Consider the following 14733-nt stretch of genomic DNA (forward strand, 5'->3'; position numbering starts at 1 on the left):
TTTCACGTGTCCTTGATGAGACGGTGGATGAAGTCCCGTGACTCGGCGGTGCCGAGTGCGCAGGTTTCCATGTGATCAAGCACGGCACGGTACTTGCTCAACCATGCCTCCGTGTCGAGGAAGCCGCAGCCCCCGTGGTGTGTGTCCAGTTGGACCGTAGCGAGTTGGGGGACCGCACCCTCGACGTAGTCGAAGGACTGGCCCGTGCTCGGGAAGAACTCCGTGCCGAAGGGGATCACGCGGACGGTGACGTGGGCCAGTTCGCTCATGTCCAACAGATGTTTGAGCTGGCCGCGTACGACAGCGGGGCCGCCGAAGCCCATGCGCAGGGCTGTCTCGTGGATGAACGCCGAATACGTGGGCGGCTTTTGCCGGTGCAGGATGCCCTGGCGCTTCATGCGGTGGGTGAGGCGGTGTTCGATCTCGTACTGCCGCATGGGCGGTACGACCGCCCGGAAGAGGGATCGGGCGTGGTCCGTCGTCTGCAGCAGAGCGGGGATGTGAATCACGAGGGCTACCCGCAACCCCGTCGCGTGGTGCTCCAGTTCGGCCAGGTCGACCAGCGCCGCCGGTAGGTGATCGCGATACGTCTCCCACCAGTCGAGGGTCCGCCTCCCCGTCATGTCGGCCAGGGCGTCGATCAAAGCTTCGTCGGAACAGGCGTAGGCGGACGCCATGGCTCGGACGCGGTCGGCGCTGAGGGCGCTGCGGCCGGTCTCGATCATGCTGATGCGCCCTTGGTTGACGCCGAACATCGAGGCGGCGCCGGTCGTGGTGAAGCCGGCCTGCTCGCGGAGTTTGCGCAGTTCGGCCCCGAGTCGGCGCTGGCGCAGGGTGGGGTTGCTGGTGGGTGGCAAAGCGCGTCCTTCCGGGCTGTGGCACGGCGGTCGTGTAACCCACACGAAGTAATAACGGGTGCATCTCTCCAATTCGGAAGATGTATCTCCCGTGTGCCCCTACTGTACTTCTTGTCGCCCAACTCCCCCCGCCCATAAGCCGGAAGCGCACCCACCCAGGCACAGCCACCGCCCGGCGCGGCCGTTGAGCGAGTAGTCGTCGAAGATCCCCTTCTCTTCCGCCGGAGGTATCCGATGGTCACCGTAGCCCTGCCCGACACCTGGGTGTACGCCCTTCGCCTGCCGCATGACCCCAGAGCCGCACGTGTCGCACGTACGACCGTGCGGGCCGCGCTGAAGGGGCACGGCATGGCCCATGTCCTCGACCCCGTGGAGCTGTTGACGTCCGAACTCGTCACCAACGCCTACCTGCACACCAAGGGGCCGGCCTCGTTGAGGCTGACCGCCCTCGGTGAGGGGCGGCTGCGGGTCGGGGTCTGGGACAGTCATCCCTGCATCCCGGCACCCTTCGCCGAACCGCCCGGTGACCGCGTTCCGCCCGGCTCGGTGGGTGCTGTCGGTGGGCGCGGGTTGTTCCTCGTCCAGGAGTTCGCCGACTCCTGGGGCGGCTGGTCCCTCGGGAGCGGTCTGCTCGATCGGGGGGCGGGGAAGCTGTTGTGGTTCGAGGTGGGAGGGGGCGCCGGTGTTCGATCGCGGGCGACCTGATCGCCGTAACACAGGGCACGCGGGAGGCGAGATTGAGGGATCCGAGGTCGGTGACGGATGCCGCCCCGCTCCCTGCGGACGGCAGTGGGAGCACGGTCTCCATGGCCATGCGTGCCCTCATCGACCGCGGCCTGCCCCAGGACCTGATCGACGTCCACGCCGCCTGTCCGTACTACTCCGTGATCGAGCTCGAGCAGCTGGGTCAGTTCGACCTGTGCGAACTGCGCGACCGTCTGGAAAGTGTCGTATGGGTGAGTGATGAGGAGTTCGCGGCCTACGGGCTCAGCCCGGAAGGCATCGCTGAGCTGCGACGATGGGTGCTGGAGTGGGAGTCCGACCTGGGGCTCCGGCTGGCCGAGGACTACGACGATCCCGAGGACGCCGACGGCTGACGCAGTCCGCCGGCTCTCACGCCGCCGCCTCCCGGCGCGGAGCTGTTCGTAACACAAAGCCCCCACGACCTCTCATCCCGCCCTGCGCCGGGGTGAGAGCAACGTTCCTTTCCGGTCACCCTGTGCCACAGGCAGGAAACGCGTCGTCCCTACCTTCGGGATCAGCCACTCGAAGCAGGACCGAGCCCCGTCGCACCGTGGAGGCGTCATGACAGCCCCTAGTACAGCCCCCGCACCCCCGAGCAGGGGCGGTCGCTGGATCCAGCAGTGGGATCCGGAGGACGAGACCTTCTGGAAGGAGACCGGCGAGAAGATCGCCAAGCGGAACCTGCTCTTCTCCGTTCTCTCCGAGCACATCGGGTTCTCGGTCTGGACCATGTGGTCCGTGCTGGTGCTCTTCATGGGCCCGGAGTACGGGCTCACTCCGGCCGACAAGTTCCTGCTCACGTCGATGGTCACGCTCGTCGGTGCCGTCGTCCGCGTCCCCTACACCTTCGCCGTGGCGATCTTCGGCGGGCGGAACTGGACGATCATCTCGGCCAGCCTGCTCCTCGTCCCCACCATCGCCGCCTTCACCGTGATGAAGCCGGGGACCTCGTTCAACACCTTCCTGCTGGTCGGCCTGCTGGCCGGCATCGGCGGCGGCAACTTCGCCTCCTCCATGACGAACATCAACGCGTTCTTCCCCCTCCGCAAGAAGGGGTGGGCCCTCGGGCTCAACGCCGGCGGCGGCAACATCGGCGTCCCGGTCATCCAGCTGATCGCCCTCGCGATCATCGGCGCCAGCGGCGGACCCCGGGTGCTGCTCGGGATCTACATCCCGCTGATCCTCGTCGCCGCCGTCCTCTCCGCGCTCTTCATGGACAACATCGAGAACGTGAAGAACGACACCGGCGCCGCCAAGGACGCCGCGAAGGACGCGCACACCTGGATCATGTCCTTCCTCTACATCGGCACGTTCGGCTCGTTCATCGGCTACAGCTTCGCCTTCGGCCAGGTGCTGACCAACCAGTTCGGCCGGACCCCGCTGGAGGCCGCGTACGTCACCTTCATCGGCCCGCTGCTCGGCTCGCTGATCCGTCCGGTCGGCGGCGCGCTGGCCGACAAGTACGGCGGCGCGAAGATCACGCTGTACAACTACGTCGGCATGGGCGTGGCGACCGCGGTCCTGATCGCCGCCAGCATGCAGAAGTCGCTCGGACTGTTCACCGTCGCCTTCGTGGTGCTCTTCGTCCTCAGCGGCCTCGGCAACGGCTCGACGTTCAAGATGATCCCCGGCATCTTCCACACGAAGGCCCTCGCCAAGGGGCTGGAGGGCGAAGCGGCCGCTGCCTACGGGCGTCGCCTCTCCGGTGCCTCCATGGGTCTGATCGGCGCGGTCGGCGCGCTCGGCGGCGTCGGCATCAACCTCGCCTTCCGCCAGTCCTTCCTCTCCTACGGCTCCGGAACCGGCGCGTTCGTCGCCTTCCTCGCCTTCTACGCGGCCTGCTTCCTGGTCACCTGGGCCGTATACCTTCGCCGTACGGCCGCCCAGGGCCCGGCCACGACCGCCACAGAGGCGAAGCCGCAGCTCAACTACGCCGAGGTGTGACGTAACACTGGCGACATGAACCGGAACCGAGCCTGTCACGAGCCGTTGACAGGCTCGGTCGGCATGTAGGTCAGACGACAGACTGTGGGACGACAGCCATGTACGACGAACAGCAGGCAGCAGAGCAACACGGCCCCCTCGCGGGGTTCACCGTGGGAGTCACGGCCGCGCGCCGGGCGGACGAACTCGGTGCGCTGCTCCAGCGCCGCGGGGCCGCGGTCCTGCACGCGCCCGCCCTGCGGATCGTGCCCCTCTCCGACGACAGCGAGCTGCTGGCGGCGACGAAAAACCTGATCGACCAGGCACCGGACGTGGTGGTGGCCACCACCGCCATCGGCTTCCGGGGATGGGTCGAGGCCGCAGACGGGTGGGGGCTCGGTGAGGCGCTCATCGACCGGCTGCGCGAGGTGGAACTGCTCGCGCGCGGGCCCAAGGTCAAGGGGGCCGTACGGGCCGCCGGGCTGACGGAGGACTGGTCGCCGTCGTCGGAGTCCATGGCCGAGGTGCTGGACCGGCTGCTGGAGGAGGGCGTCGAGGGACGCCGGGTCGCCATTCAGCTGCACGGGGAGCCGTTGCCCGGGTTCGTGGAGGCGCTGCGGGCCGGGGGAGCGGAGGTCGTGGGGGTGCCGGTGTACCGGTGGATGCCGCCGGAGGACATCGGGCCGGTGGACCGGCTGCTGGACGCGGCGGTCTCCCGCGGTCTCGACGCGCTCACCTTCACCAGCGCTCCCGCCGCGGCCTCGCTGCTGTCCCGGGCCGAGGACCGCGGTCTGCTGCCTGAGCTGCTCGCCGCGCTCAACCATGACGTGCTGCCGGCGTGTGTCGGGCCGGTGACCGCGCTGCCGTTGCAGGCGCGGGGCGTGGACACGGTGTCGCCCGAGCGCTTCCGGCTCGGACCGCTCGTGCAGTTGCTGTGCCAGGAGCTTCCCGGGCGGGCCCGGACCTTGCCCATCGCCGGCCACCGGGTGGAGATCCGGGGGCACGCCGTCCTGGTCGACGGGACGCTGCGGCCGGTGCCCCCGGCGGGGATGTCGCTGCTGCGGACGCTGTCCCGGCGGCCCGGCTGGGTGGTGTCCCGGGCGGAGCTCCTGCGGGCGCTGCCGGGCGCCGGACGGGATGAGCACGCGGTGGAGACGGCGATGGCCCGCCTGCGTACGGCCCTCGGCGCGCCCAAGCTGATCCAGACGGTGGTGAAGCGGGGGTACCGGCTGGCGCTGGACCCGGCGGCGGACGCGAAGTACTCGGACGCCTAGCCGACCGCCCGGCCGACCTGGGCGGCACGTCTGCCTGTCGCCCTTCATCGGCGTCCCGAAGCCGGCCCGGACGGACGTCTAGGAGTCGACCCTGGTCGCACGGCTGCCGGTCGCCTTCACCAGCAGCCCCAGCGCCACCGTCAGCAACACCGCCCGCACCACGTTCCACGCCACCCACGGGTCCTCGAACTCCTCGCGCAGGGCGCCGGGATCGCCGTCGCGCGCGAGGGCGTCGTTGAGGGGGACGTTGACGACGACCGTCACCAGGAAGGCCAGGGCGGAGAGGGCCAGGGCCGCCCACACCCACCCCCGTCCGCCCGTGCCCCGCGCCTGCCAGGCCGCCACCGCCGTGAGCAGCGGGGCGCCCAGGAAGCCGAGGAAGAACACCGGGTTCTGGATGACCTCGTTGATGTCGCGCATCACCTCGACGTAGACGCGGTCGTCGCTGCGCGCCAGGGCCGGCATGACGGCACACGCGAAGACGTAGAAGGCCCCGGCGATCAGGCCCGTGGCGACGGTGGCCGCGCCCAGTACGAACCGGCCCAGTACGAACCGGTCCGGGACAAGGCTGTTGCTCCTGCTGCTCTGTGTCATGTCTCCAGTCAAGGGACCCGCCCGGCGCTCCGACATGGCCGAGACGCGCCGCCGCATACGTGTGCGTCCAGGCACCGCTCCCGGTTCGAGGGGTTCCGGCAGCGAGGACGGGAGGGCACTGTAAGAGGGAGCCCCGGAACAGCCGCGAGCACCTCACCGACCCCTTACGGCCGGGGCACCCTAGGCGGTGACAGGCACATGGCACTGGGTACGGCCACGGTCGCGTACGAGCTGCGGTTCGACGCCGGGCGCATCTGTCTCGACCTCCTCGCGACCACCCACCCCGAGGAACGCCTCGACTCCACGGAGGTGCTCGGCGCCTGGATCGTCGGTTCCGGACTGGTGCCGCGGGGGACGGACCTGACGCACATGGACCCCTCCTGGCTCGTCGGCTTCCGGGAACTGCGTGGCCGCATCGGACACTTGGTGCGAGGCACACCCGGACACGGCTACGACCTCGCGCTCGCCCACGTCAACGAGGCCGCCCGCGCCGCGCCTCCCGCCCCGCGCGCCGTCCCGGACACAAACGGCGCGCTGGTGCGCGAGTTGGACGGTCCGCCCGACTGCGCGGCGCTTCTCGGGGCCATCGCCAGGGACGCCGTAGGGCTGCTGACGGACCCGGTCGCGCGGGCCGGGATCAGAGAGTGCGAAGGGGACAACTGCCCCATCGTGTACCTCGATACGTCACGGGGGCGCAGGAGGCGCTGGTGCTCCAGTGAGGTGTGCGGAAACCGCGAAAGGGTGGCCCGGCATCGTCGCCGCGCGGCCCTCTCACAGAGCTGACTGGTCGTTATGTCCCTTCTGTGGAGCGGCAGTCGAAGTGATTTCGATTACATGTCGTTTACTCGCTCAACCTTACGGGCGGTAGTCGTGATCTTGCCTGTGTGGTGGAAATGTAAAGATCGCGCGGTGGGAATGTGCGCGCATGTCCTGTCTCGTCACGTCACTCAGAAGAAAACTGTCGTCGCACTTTGAACACCCAACCCCTCCTGTCCGTACCCGTGGTCGAGCGACCGACTGGGGGAACCCGGGACATCGGAGGTGGGCGTGCGCAAGGATTCCGTCGTGGCCAATGAACGTGGATCGAGGGCCCGACATCGCATGTCCCAGCCCTCGGAACCTGATGAGGAGCTGATGCGTGCCCTTTACAGGGAGCACGCCGGGCCTCTCCTTGCGTATGTCCTCCGGTTGGTTGCGGGTGACCGCCAGAGAGCCGAGGACGTGGTGCAGGAGACGCTCATCCGTGCCTGGAAGAACGCCGGACAGCTCAATCGAGCGACCGGATCGGTACGCCCCTGGCTGGTGACGGTCGCCCGGCGCATCGTCATCGACGGCCACCGCAGCCGGCAGGCCCGGCCGCAGGAGGTCGATCCGTCGCCGCTGGAGGTCATCCCCGCGGAGGACGAGATCGACAAGGCGCTGTGGTTGATGACGCTGTCGGACGCGCTCGACGACCTGACCCCCGCCCACCGGGAGGTGCTCGTCGAGACGTACTTCAAGGGGCGTACCGTCAACGAGGCGGCCGAGACACTGGGCATACCCAGCGGAACCGTCCGCTCACGGGTCTTCTACGCCCTGCGGTCGATGAAGCTCGCACTGGAGGAGCGGGGGGTGACAGCGTGATGGGTGTTTACGGGGGTAACCAGGGATTCGGCACAGGTGGTTCGGGTATGTCTGGCTCCATGATGGGATCTCCGGTGCCGAACGAGCACGAGACCGTCGGCGCCTACGCGCTCGGGATCCTCGACGACGCCGAGGCGACCGCCTTCGAGGCCCACCTCGCGACCTGCGAATGGTGCGCGCAACAGCTCGACGAGCTCGCCGGCATGGAGCCGATGCTCGCCGCCCTCGCGGACCTGCCGGGCTCCGGCACCCCCGCGATCGGGGAGTCGCTGTCCGCCAAGCCCAGTCCGCGGATCGTGAACAAGCTCGTGGACGAGGTCGCCGAGCGCCGTGCGCAGAAGCGGCGCCGCAGCTTCTACATGGTGGCGGCCGCGGGCGCGCTGATCATCGGCGGTCCGTTCGTCGCGATGGCGGCGAGCGGCGGCGACTCGGGCGGTGGGGCCAAGCAGAACCAGGTCCTCGCGGCCACCCCGAAGGAACTCTTCGAGTCCATGAGCGACAAGGTGTCCGCCACCGACTCCTCGACCGGCGTCAGCGCGACCGTCGCCATGCAGGGGAAGAACTGGGGCACCTCGCTCGGCCTGGAGCTCAAGGGCGTCAAGGGACCGCTCAAGTGCTCCCTGATCGCGGTCGGCACCAACGGCGAGCGCTGGACGGCCTCCACCTGGTCCGTCGGCAAGTGGGGCTACGGCCTCCCGGACGGCAAGACCGCGGAGTCCAAGCAGCCGCTCTACATCGGCGGTGCGGTCGCACCGGCCCAGAACGACATCGACCACTTCGAGGTCGTCGACTCCGACGGCAACAAGCTCGTCCAGGTCAACGCGTAACTTCCCGCCGGGGCCCCCTTCGCGTACGGTTGACGGCTGCCCAGCACGTCAGAAGGGGGCCCGGTGGCCGCTCAGGCTCAACCAACTGCGGTCGGCTCGGTTCAGGACTCGATCCGGGACCGTGAGATCAGCGTCGAACAGGAACATCTGGACCGGGTCTACCGGCGCCTCGAGGAGAAGATCCACGAGGCGGAGTTCCTGATGAACGACGCGGCCAAGCGCGGCCAGGTCGGCACGCCCGGCGCACTCGCCGAGCGGGACGCCCAGGTCTTCAGGGCCGGAGTGCACCTCAACCGGCTCAACAACGAGTTCGAGGACTTCCTCTTCGGCCGCATCGACCTGCTCCCCGGCAAGGACGGCAAGAAGGGGCCCGACGGCGCCTACACCGCCGTGGAACCCGCCGAGGGCGCGGTCCGCGAGGACAACACCGCCGACATCGCGGAGACCCTGCACATCGGCCGGATCGGGGTCCTGGACTCCGACTACGCGCCGCTCGTCATCGACTGGCGGGCCCCGGCCGCCGCGCCCTTCTACAGGTCCACTCCGGTGGATCCCGGGCGTGTCGTACGCCGCCGGGTCATCCGCTCCAAGGGCCGCAAGGTCCTCGGCGTCGAGGACGACCTCATGCGCCCCGAGCTCAAGGCCTTCCTCGACGGCCACGAGCTGCCCGTCATCGGCGACGGCGCCCTGATGGCCGCGCTCGGACAGGCCCGCAGCCACACCATGCGGGACATCGTCGCCTCCATCCAGGCCGAGCAGGACATGGTCATCCGCGCCCCCGCCGCGTCCGTGACCTACGTCGAGGGCGGGCCCGGCACCGGCAAGACCGCCGTGGCCCTGCACCGCGCCGCCTACCTCCTCTACCAGGACCGCCGCCGCTACTCGGGCGGCATCCTCATCGTCTCGCCCACCCCCCTGCTGGTCGCGTACACCGAGGGCGTCCTGCCCTCCCTCGGCGAGGAGGGCCAGGTCGCCATCCGCGCGATCGGCTCCCTGGTCGACGGCGTCGAGGCCACCCTGTACGACTCCCCGGCGGTGGCCCGCGCCAAGGGCTCGTACCGGATGCTGAAGGTGCTGCGGAAGGCGGCACGCGGGGTGCTGGAACTCGGCGTCGGCGGTACGGCCGCCGGGGAGGGCTCCGCGCACGGCAGGGCGGCCCGTTCCGGCCGCTCCGACTCCGGGCAGCTCTCCTTCGGGGACTTCGCCGGCCCCGACGACGGTGCCGGGGACGGGAACGGCGCCGCCACCGCCGTATCCCCGCAGCCCGCCGCCGGACCCCCCGCCCGCCTGCGCGTCGTCGCCTTCGGGCGGCGGCTGGAGCTGGAGGCGGGCGAGCTGGAACGTATCCGCCACAACGCCCTCGGCGGCACCGCGCCCGTCAACCTGCTGCGGCCCAGGGCGCGCAAGCTGCTGCTGGACGCGCTGTGGGCGCGGTCCGGCTCCGGGGCCCGGCACACCGACCCGCAGCTGGCCGCCGAGCTGCGGTCGTCCTTCGACGAGGACATCACCTCCGAGGACAGCTTCATCGAGTTCCTCGACGCCTGGTGGCCCGAGCTCACCCCGAAGACCGTCCTCGCCGCCATGGCCGACGAGCGGCGCCTGGGACGCTGGGCCCGCCGCATCCTCAACCCCGGCGAGGTCCGCAGGGTCGCCCGCTCGCTGAGACGGGACGGCCTGTCCGTGCACGACATCGCCATGCTCGACGAGCTCCAGGCGCTCCTCGGCGCCCCCGCCCGCCCCAGGAAGCGGCGCGAGCTGGACGCGCTCGACCAGCTCACCGGCCTGGAGGAGCTGATGCCGGTCCGCGAGGAGACCCAGCGCGAGCGGGCCGAGCGGCTCGCCCAGGAGCGGGTCGAGTACGCCCACGTCATCGTCGACGAGGCCCAGGACCTCACGCCCATGCAGTGGCGCATGGTCGGCCGCCGCGGCCGGCACGCCACCTGGACGGTCGTGGGAGACCCCGCCCAGTCCTCCTGGTCCGACCCCGACGAGGCCGCCGAGGCGCGCGACGAGGCCCTCGGGACCCGTCCCCGCCGCCGCTTCCAGCTCACCGTCAACTACCGCAACCCCTCCGAGATCGCCGACCTCGCGGCCCGGGTGCTGGCCCTCGCCATGCCCGGCGCCACCTCCCCGTCGGCGGTACGGTCCACCGGCGTCCAGCCCCGCTTCAGCGTCGTACACAAGTCGCTGGGCGAGACCGTCCGCGAGGAGGCCGCGCGGCTCCTCGGCCTCGTCGACGGCACCGTCGGCGTCGTCGTCGCCATGAACCGCCGGGAAGAGGCGGCCCGCTGGCTCACCGGCCTCGGTGACCGGGTCGTGGCGCTCGGCAGCCTGGAGGCCAAGGGTCTGGAGTACGACGCGACGGTGGTCGTCTCCCCGGCCGAGATCGCCGACGAATCTCCCGCCGGACTGCGGGTGCTCTACGTCGCCCTGACCAGGGCGACCCAGCAGCTGACGATCGTGTCCGCGGAGCGCGACCAGCCAAACGCGGAAGGCGTGCCGGATCTGCTGAGAGATTGAACTCTCCGGAGGGGAATGGTCTTTCGGGATCCGTTTGTTAGCCTGGACGAGACACCGGCCCGATCCAAGCCCCCGGGCCCAACCTTCGTCGCTACGAGCGACCACTTGCCGCGAGGCGAGCATGGCGGGTCGGTGTCACTGACCTGGTGAGAGGCCCACGTCCATGTGACGTGGGCCTCTTTCGCGTGAACGGCCCGTGGGCGATTCCTGGACGACTTCTGGACGGCTCCGTGAACACAAAGTCCGCAATCCGGCGCGGCTAACGCCTACTCATCAGTAGGTGCGACCATCGGACGGCAGCAGCGTCACAGGTGAAAGCAGAGGAAGTCGGCCATGGCAACGGCGCCCAGCGTCTCCTACTCGATTACGGTCCGGCTGGAGGTGCCCGCGAGCGGAACCGCGGTATCCCAGATCACCACGGCCGTGGAGTCCCACGGAGGCTCGGTGACCGGCCTCGACGTGACCGCGTCCGGCCACGAGAAGCTCCGCATCGACGTCACCATCGCCGCCTCCTCCACCGCGCACGCCGACGAGATCGTCCAGCAGCTGCGCGGCATCGAGGGCGTCACGCTCGGCAAGGTCTCCGACCGTACGTTCCTGATGCACCTCGGCGGCAAGATCGAGATGCAGTCCAAGCACCCCATCCGCAACCGCGACGACCTCTCGATGATCTACACCCCGGGTGTCGCCCGCGTGTGCATGGCGATCGCCGAGAACCCCGAGGACGCCCGCCGCCTCACCATCAAGCGCAACTCCGTTGCGGTCGTGACGGACGGCTCGGCCGTGCTGGGCCTGGGCAACATCGGCCCCAAGGCCGCCCTCCCGGTCATGGAGGGCAAGGCGGCCCTCTTCAAGCGGTTCGCCGGCATCGACGCCTGGCCGCTGTGCCTGGACACCCAGGACACCGACGAGATCGTCGCGATCGTCAAGGCGATCGCCCCCGGCTTCGCGGGCATCAACCTCGAGGACATCTCCGCCCCCCGCTGCTTCGAGATCGAGGCCCGGCTGCGCGAGGCCCTCGACATCCCCGTCTTCCACGACGACCAGCACGGCACCGCGATCGTCGTGCTCGCCGCCCTGACGAACGCACTGCGCGTCACCGGCAAGGCGATCGAGAACATCCGGGTCGTCATGTCCGGCGCCGGCGCGGCCGGTACGGCCATCCTCAAGCTGCTCATCGCCGCGGGCGTCAAGAACGCCGTCGTCGCCGACATCCACGGCGTGGTGCACGCCGGCCGCGAGGACCTCGTGGACGCCGCTCCGGGCTCGGCGCTGCGCTGGATCGCCGACAACACCAACCTCGAGAACCTGACCGGGACCCTGAAGGAGGCCGTCCGCGGCGCCGACGTCTTCATCGGTGTCTCGGCCCCCAACGTCCTGGACGGCACCGACGTGGCCGCCATGGCCGAGGGTGCGATCGTGTTCGCGCTCGCGAACCCCGACCCCGAGGTCGAGCCGGCGATCGCCCGTCAGACGGCGGCCGTCGTGGCCACCGGCCGTTCCGACTTCCCGAACCAGATCAACAACGTGCTGGTCTTCCCGGGTGTCTTCCGCGGCCTGCTGGACGCCCAGTCCCGCACGGTCAACACGGAGATGATGCTTGCGGCCGCGAAGGCTCTCGCGGACGTCGTCACCCCGGACGAGCTGAACCCGAACTACATCATCCCGAGCGTCTTCAACGACAAGGTCGCGGGCGCGGTTGCCGGTGCGGTGCGGGACGCGGCGAAGGCCGCCGGGGCGACGGCATAGGGCCCGCGTCCGGTCTCACAGCCCCGCGTCTACAGTGGACGTCAGTGGACGTCGTATGTTTGTTCGGCTGTGAGGATTGCCACGGCGGTCCTCCGGCCCGGCGCGTCGCGAAACCGGGCGCTTCGCGCCACCCTCTAGGGTGGCGCCACGCCCAGGCCTCTGTTCGTGTGACTCCCTAGGGTGGTCATACGAGTCCTACGGGTGCCGGATTGGCTTTCCCGCAGCAGGTAGGGGCAGGATGCGTCTCTGGGCGCGAGCGCATCGGCTTCGCTGTGCCTCGTGTGCGGCCCCGCCGCGTGGCACACCCCAACGGCAAGAAGAACACGGGAGTAACAACATGAACCGCAGTGAGCTGGTGGCCGCGCTGGCCGACCGCGCCGAGGTGACCCGCAAGGACGCCGACGCCGTTCTGGCCGCGTTCGCCGAGACCGTCGGCGAGATCGTCGCCAAGGGCGACGAGAAGGTCACCATCCCCGGCTTCCTGACCTTCGAGCGCACCCACCGTGCCGCTCGCACCGCGCGCAACCCGCAGACCGGTGACCCGATCCAGATCCCGGCCGGCTACAGCGTCAAGGTTTCGGCGGGCTCCAAGCTCAAGGAAGCCGCCAAGGGCAAGTAAGCGCTCCGCTTCGAGCGCCGGGTGACTGCGGGCCGTCCTTCGGCTGTCGGGACGTCCGTGGCCGGCCGCGCAGTTCCCCGCGCCCCTTGAGGACGCTCAGCACAACGCCGATGGGGCGGTCACCCGAGTCCGGGTGACCGCCCCATCGGCGTACGTACGACCGCTGCCGCGCTGTGTCCGACCCCGGGGACAGCCCCGGGGTCCCGGCCGGGCCGGGCGGCTCCGCCTCGGCGCCCGGTTCGACGAGTTTCTGCATGCTGTGGCTGGCCGGGGCAGCCCCGGACCCCAGGCCGGAAGCGGCTGCTCCCGGGCCGGAATCAGGCGGCGGGGTCAGCCGAGGGCTTTGCCCGGCAACTCCACCTCGGGGCCGAGCTCGACCAGCTTCTCCATGCCGTGTTGGGGCAGCGGTCAGCCGAGGGCTTTGCCCGGGAGTTCGACCTTCGCGCCCAGCTCCACGAGCTTCTCCATGAAGTTCTCGTAGCCACGGTTGATGAGGTCGATGCCGTGCACCCGGGACGTGCCCTGGGCCGCCAGCGCCGCGATCAGGTACGAGAAGCCGCCGCGGAGGTCGGGGATGACCAGGTCGGCGCCCTGCAGCCGGGTGGGGCCGGAGACGACCGCCGAGTGCAGGAAGTTGCGCTGGCCGAAGCGGCAGTTCGAGCCGCCCAGGCACTCGCGGTAGAGCTGGATGTGTGCACCCATCTGGTTGAGTGCGGAGGTGAAGCCGAGGCGGGACTCGTAGACCGTCTCGTGGATGATCGACAGGCCGGTGGCCTGCGTGAGGGCGACCACCAGCGGCTGCTGCCAGTCCGTCTGGAAGCCCGGGTGCACGTCCGTCTCCAGCGCGATGGACTTCAGCTGCCCGCCGGGGTGCCAGAACCGGATGCCCTCGTCGTCGATCTCGAAGGCACCGCCCACCTTCCGGTAGGTGTTCAGGAACGTCATCATCGAGCGCTGCTGGGCGCCCTTGACGTAGATGTTGCCCTCGGTCGCCAGCGCCGCGGACGCCCAGGAGGCGGCCTCCAGGCGGTCCGGCAGGGCGCGGTGGTTGTAGCCGCCGAGCCGGTCCACACCCGTGACGCGGATGGTCCGGTCGGTGTCCATCGCGATGATGGCGCCCATCTTCTGCAGGACGCAGATGAGGTCCTCGATCTCCGGCTCCACCGCGGCGTTCGAGAGCTCGGTGACACCCTCGGCGAGGACCGCCGTCAGCAGCACCTGCTCGGTCGCGCCCACGGACGGGTACGGCAGCGTGATCTTCGTACCCCGGAGCCGCCGCGGCGCCTCCAGGTACTGCCCGTCCGCACGCTTCTCGATCGTCGCGCCGAACTGCCGCAACACCTCGAAGTGGAAGTCGATCGGCCGGCCGCCGATGTCGCAGCCGCCGAGACCGGGGATGAAGGCGTGTCCCAGGCGGTGCAGCAGGGGACCGCACAGGAGGATCGGGATCCGCGAGGAACCCGCATGGGCATCGATGTCAGCGACGTTGGCGCTCTCGACGTGCGTCGGATCCATCACCAGCTCGCCCGGTTCCTCACCCGGACGGACCGTCACCCCGTGCAATTGCAGGAGGCCGCGTACGACCCGCACGTCACGGATGTCCGGAACGTTGCGCAGTCGACTCGGCTCGCTGCCCAGCAGGGCGGCGACCATGGCCTTCGGTACGAGGTTCTTCGCACCGCGGACCCGGATCTCGCCCTCCAGCGGGGTTCCGCCGTGGACAAGCAGTACATCGTCAGAGCCGTTGACGGTCATGTATCTCGCGTTCCGATGAGTCGGGCAGGGGCCAGAAGGGAAAGGGTAATCGCCGCCCACCCCCCTTCTGTAAGCCCAAGTACCGCCCAGTCACGTCATAGCTCTGTCACAACACGAACCGCTAGCCCGCGGGCACATGCCGTCACGGGCGCCTGGCGTGCGCTTACGGCGCATGGTTGTGCTCTGAGCTGCATCCCCTGCGGTAACGGCATTGCCGCCCCACTTCACGGGAAGATGCGGGATCATGT

The 14733-nt window shown here is 69.7% G+C and carries 13 protein-coding genes; 10 read left to right on the forward strand and 3 right to left on the reverse strand.

Going from position 1 to position 14733, the window contains the following annotated elements; genetic code table 11:
- Nucleotides 1-2 precede the first annotated feature (2 nt).
- Nucleotides 3-857 (reverse strand): helix-turn-helix domain-containing protein, encoded by an 855-nt coding sequence (locus ACZ39I_RS35625; protein ID WP_467249039.1) that lies wholly within the window; start codon nucleotides 855-857, stop codon nucleotides 3-5.
- A gap of 234 nt (nucleotides 858-1091) precedes the next feature.
- On the opposite strand from ACZ39I_RS35625, the gene ACZ39I_RS35630 reads away from it, so the two are divergent.
- From ACZ39I_RS35630 to ACZ39I_RS35645, 4 genes are all read left to right on the forward strand, one after another.
- Nucleotides 1092-1562, forward strand: a complete 471-nt coding sequence (locus ACZ39I_RS35630; RefSeq protein ID WP_393600162.1) for an ATP-binding protein — start codon at nucleotides 1092-1094, stop codon at nucleotides 1560-1562.
- 101 nt (nucleotides 1563-1663) lie between these two features.
- Nucleotides 1664-1954 (forward strand): hypothetical protein, encoded by a 291-nt coding sequence (locus tag ACZ39I_RS35635; RefSeq protein WP_467249040.1) that lies wholly within the window; start codon nucleotides 1664-1666, stop codon nucleotides 1952-1954.
- A gap of 208 nt (nucleotides 1955-2162) precedes the next feature.
- Complete coding sequence (locus ACZ39I_RS35640) at nucleotides 2163-3545, forward strand: nitrate/nitrite transporter (protein WP_467249041.1); 1383 nt, start codon at nucleotides 2163-2165, stop codon at nucleotides 3543-3545.
- 98 nt (nucleotides 3546-3643) lie between these two features.
- On the forward strand, nucleotides 3644-4798 hold the full coding sequence (locus ACZ39I_RS35645; protein ID WP_467249042.1) for a uroporphyrinogen-III synthase: 1155 nt from the start codon (nucleotides 3644-3646) through the stop codon (nucleotides 4796-4798).
- A 78-nt stretch (nucleotides 4799-4876) separates the two neighbouring features.
- On the opposite strand, the gene ACZ39I_RS35650 is transcribed toward ACZ39I_RS35645, so the two are convergent.
- Nucleotides 4877-5392, reverse strand: coding sequence for an anthrone oxygenase family protein (locus ACZ39I_RS35650; RefSeq protein ID WP_467249043.1), 516 nt, complete (start codon nucleotides 5390-5392; stop codon nucleotides 4877-4879).
- A 198-nt stretch (nucleotides 5393-5590) separates the two neighbouring features.
- On the opposite strand from ACZ39I_RS35650, the gene ACZ39I_RS35655 reads away from it, so the two are divergent.
- The 6 genes from ACZ39I_RS35655 (at nucleotide 5591) to ACZ39I_RS35680 (ending at nucleotide 12730) form a co-directional block, all read left to right on the forward strand.
- Nucleotides 5591-6175, forward strand: coding sequence for a CGNR zinc finger domain-containing protein (locus ACZ39I_RS35655; RefSeq protein ID WP_467249044.1), 585 nt, complete (start codon nucleotides 5591-5593; stop codon nucleotides 6173-6175).
- 318 nt (nucleotides 6176-6493) lie between these two features.
- On the forward strand, nucleotides 6494-7015 hold the full coding sequence (locus ACZ39I_RS35660) for a sigma-70 family RNA polymerase sigma factor (RefSeq protein WP_010039908.1): 522 nt from the start codon (nucleotides 6494-6496) through the stop codon (nucleotides 7013-7015).
- 59 nt (nucleotides 7016-7074) lie between these two features.
- Nucleotides 7075-7842, forward strand: coding sequence for an anti-sigma factor family protein (locus ACZ39I_RS35665; protein WP_467249045.1), 768 nt, complete (start codon nucleotides 7075-7077; stop codon nucleotides 7840-7842).
- Nucleotides 7843-7905: 63 nt separating this feature from the next.
- Nucleotides 7906-10362 carry a HelD family protein gene (locus ACZ39I_RS35670; RefSeq protein ID WP_467249046.1) on the forward strand — a complete coding sequence of 819 codons (2457 nt, stop codon included), beginning with the start codon at nucleotides 7906-7908 and terminating at the stop codon, nucleotides 10360-10362.
- A gap of 333 nt (nucleotides 10363-10695) precedes the next feature.
- A complete protein-coding gene (locus tag ACZ39I_RS35675; protein ID WP_451477913.1) occupies nucleotides 10696-12111 on the forward strand; it encodes an NAD-dependent malic enzyme in 1416 nt (471 codons plus the stop codon).
- A gap of 337 nt (nucleotides 12112-12448) precedes the next feature.
- Nucleotides 12449-12730 carry an HU family DNA-binding protein gene (locus tag ACZ39I_RS35680; protein ID WP_007382399.1) on the forward strand — a complete coding sequence of 94 codons (282 nt, stop codon included), beginning with the start codon at nucleotides 12449-12451 and terminating at the stop codon, nucleotides 12728-12730.
- 408 nt (nucleotides 12731-13138) lie between these two features.
- Here ACZ39I_RS35680 and murA read toward each other — a convergent pair whose 3' ends face one another.
- A complete protein-coding gene (murA, locus tag ACZ39I_RS35685; protein ID WP_352391143.1) occupies nucleotides 13139-14485 on the reverse strand; it encodes a UDP-N-acetylglucosamine 1-carboxyvinyltransferase in 1347 nt (448 codons plus the stop codon).
- Nucleotides 14486-14733 lie beyond the last annotated feature (248 nt).

The sequence above is a fragment of the Streptomyces sp. NPDC024687 genome (genome assembly GCF_055559055.1).

Bases quoted from the DNA above. Each gene is read 5' to 3' on its own strand.
- ACZ39I_RS35630 (WP_393600162.1), top strand. From the start codon at position 1,092: ATGGTCACCGTAGCCCTGCCCGACACCTGGGTGTACGCCCTTCGCCTG.
- ACZ39I_RS35635 (WP_467249040.1), top strand. From the start codon at position 1,664: ATGGCCATGCGTGCCCTCATCGACCGCGGCCTGCCCCAGGACCTGATC.
- ACZ39I_RS35640 (WP_467249041.1), top strand. From the start codon at position 2,163: ATGACAGCCCCTAGTACAGCCCCCGCACCCCCGAGCAGGGGCGGTCGC.
- ACZ39I_RS35645 (WP_467249042.1), top strand. From the start codon at position 3,644: ATGTACGACGAACAGCAGGCAGCAGAGCAACACGGCCCCCTCGCGGGG.
- ACZ39I_RS35650 (WP_467249043.1), bottom strand. From the start codon at position 5,392: ATGACACAGAGCAGCAGGAGCAACAGCCTTGTCCCGGACCGGTTCGTA.
- ACZ39I_RS35655 (WP_467249044.1), top strand. From the start codon at position 5,591: ATGGCACTGGGTACGGCCACGGTCGCGTACGAGCTGCGGTTCGACGCC.
- ACZ39I_RS35660 (WP_010039908.1), top strand. From the start codon at position 6,494: ATGTCCCAGCCCTCGGAACCTGATGAGGAGCTGATGCGTGCCCTTTAC.
- ACZ39I_RS35665 (WP_467249045.1), top strand. From the start codon at position 7,075: ATGATGGGATCTCCGGTGCCGAACGAGCACGAGACCGTCGGCGCCTAC.
- ACZ39I_RS35675 (WP_451477913.1), top strand. From the start codon at position 10,696: ATGGCAACGGCGCCCAGCGTCTCCTACTCGATTACGGTCCGGCTGGAG.
- ACZ39I_RS35680 (WP_007382399.1), top strand. From the start codon at position 12,449: ATGAACCGCAGTGAGCTGGTGGCCGCGCTGGCCGACCGCGCCGAGGTG.
- murA (WP_352391143.1), bottom strand. From the start codon at position 14,485: ATGACCGTCAACGGCTCTGACGATGTACTGCTTGTCCACGGCGGAACC.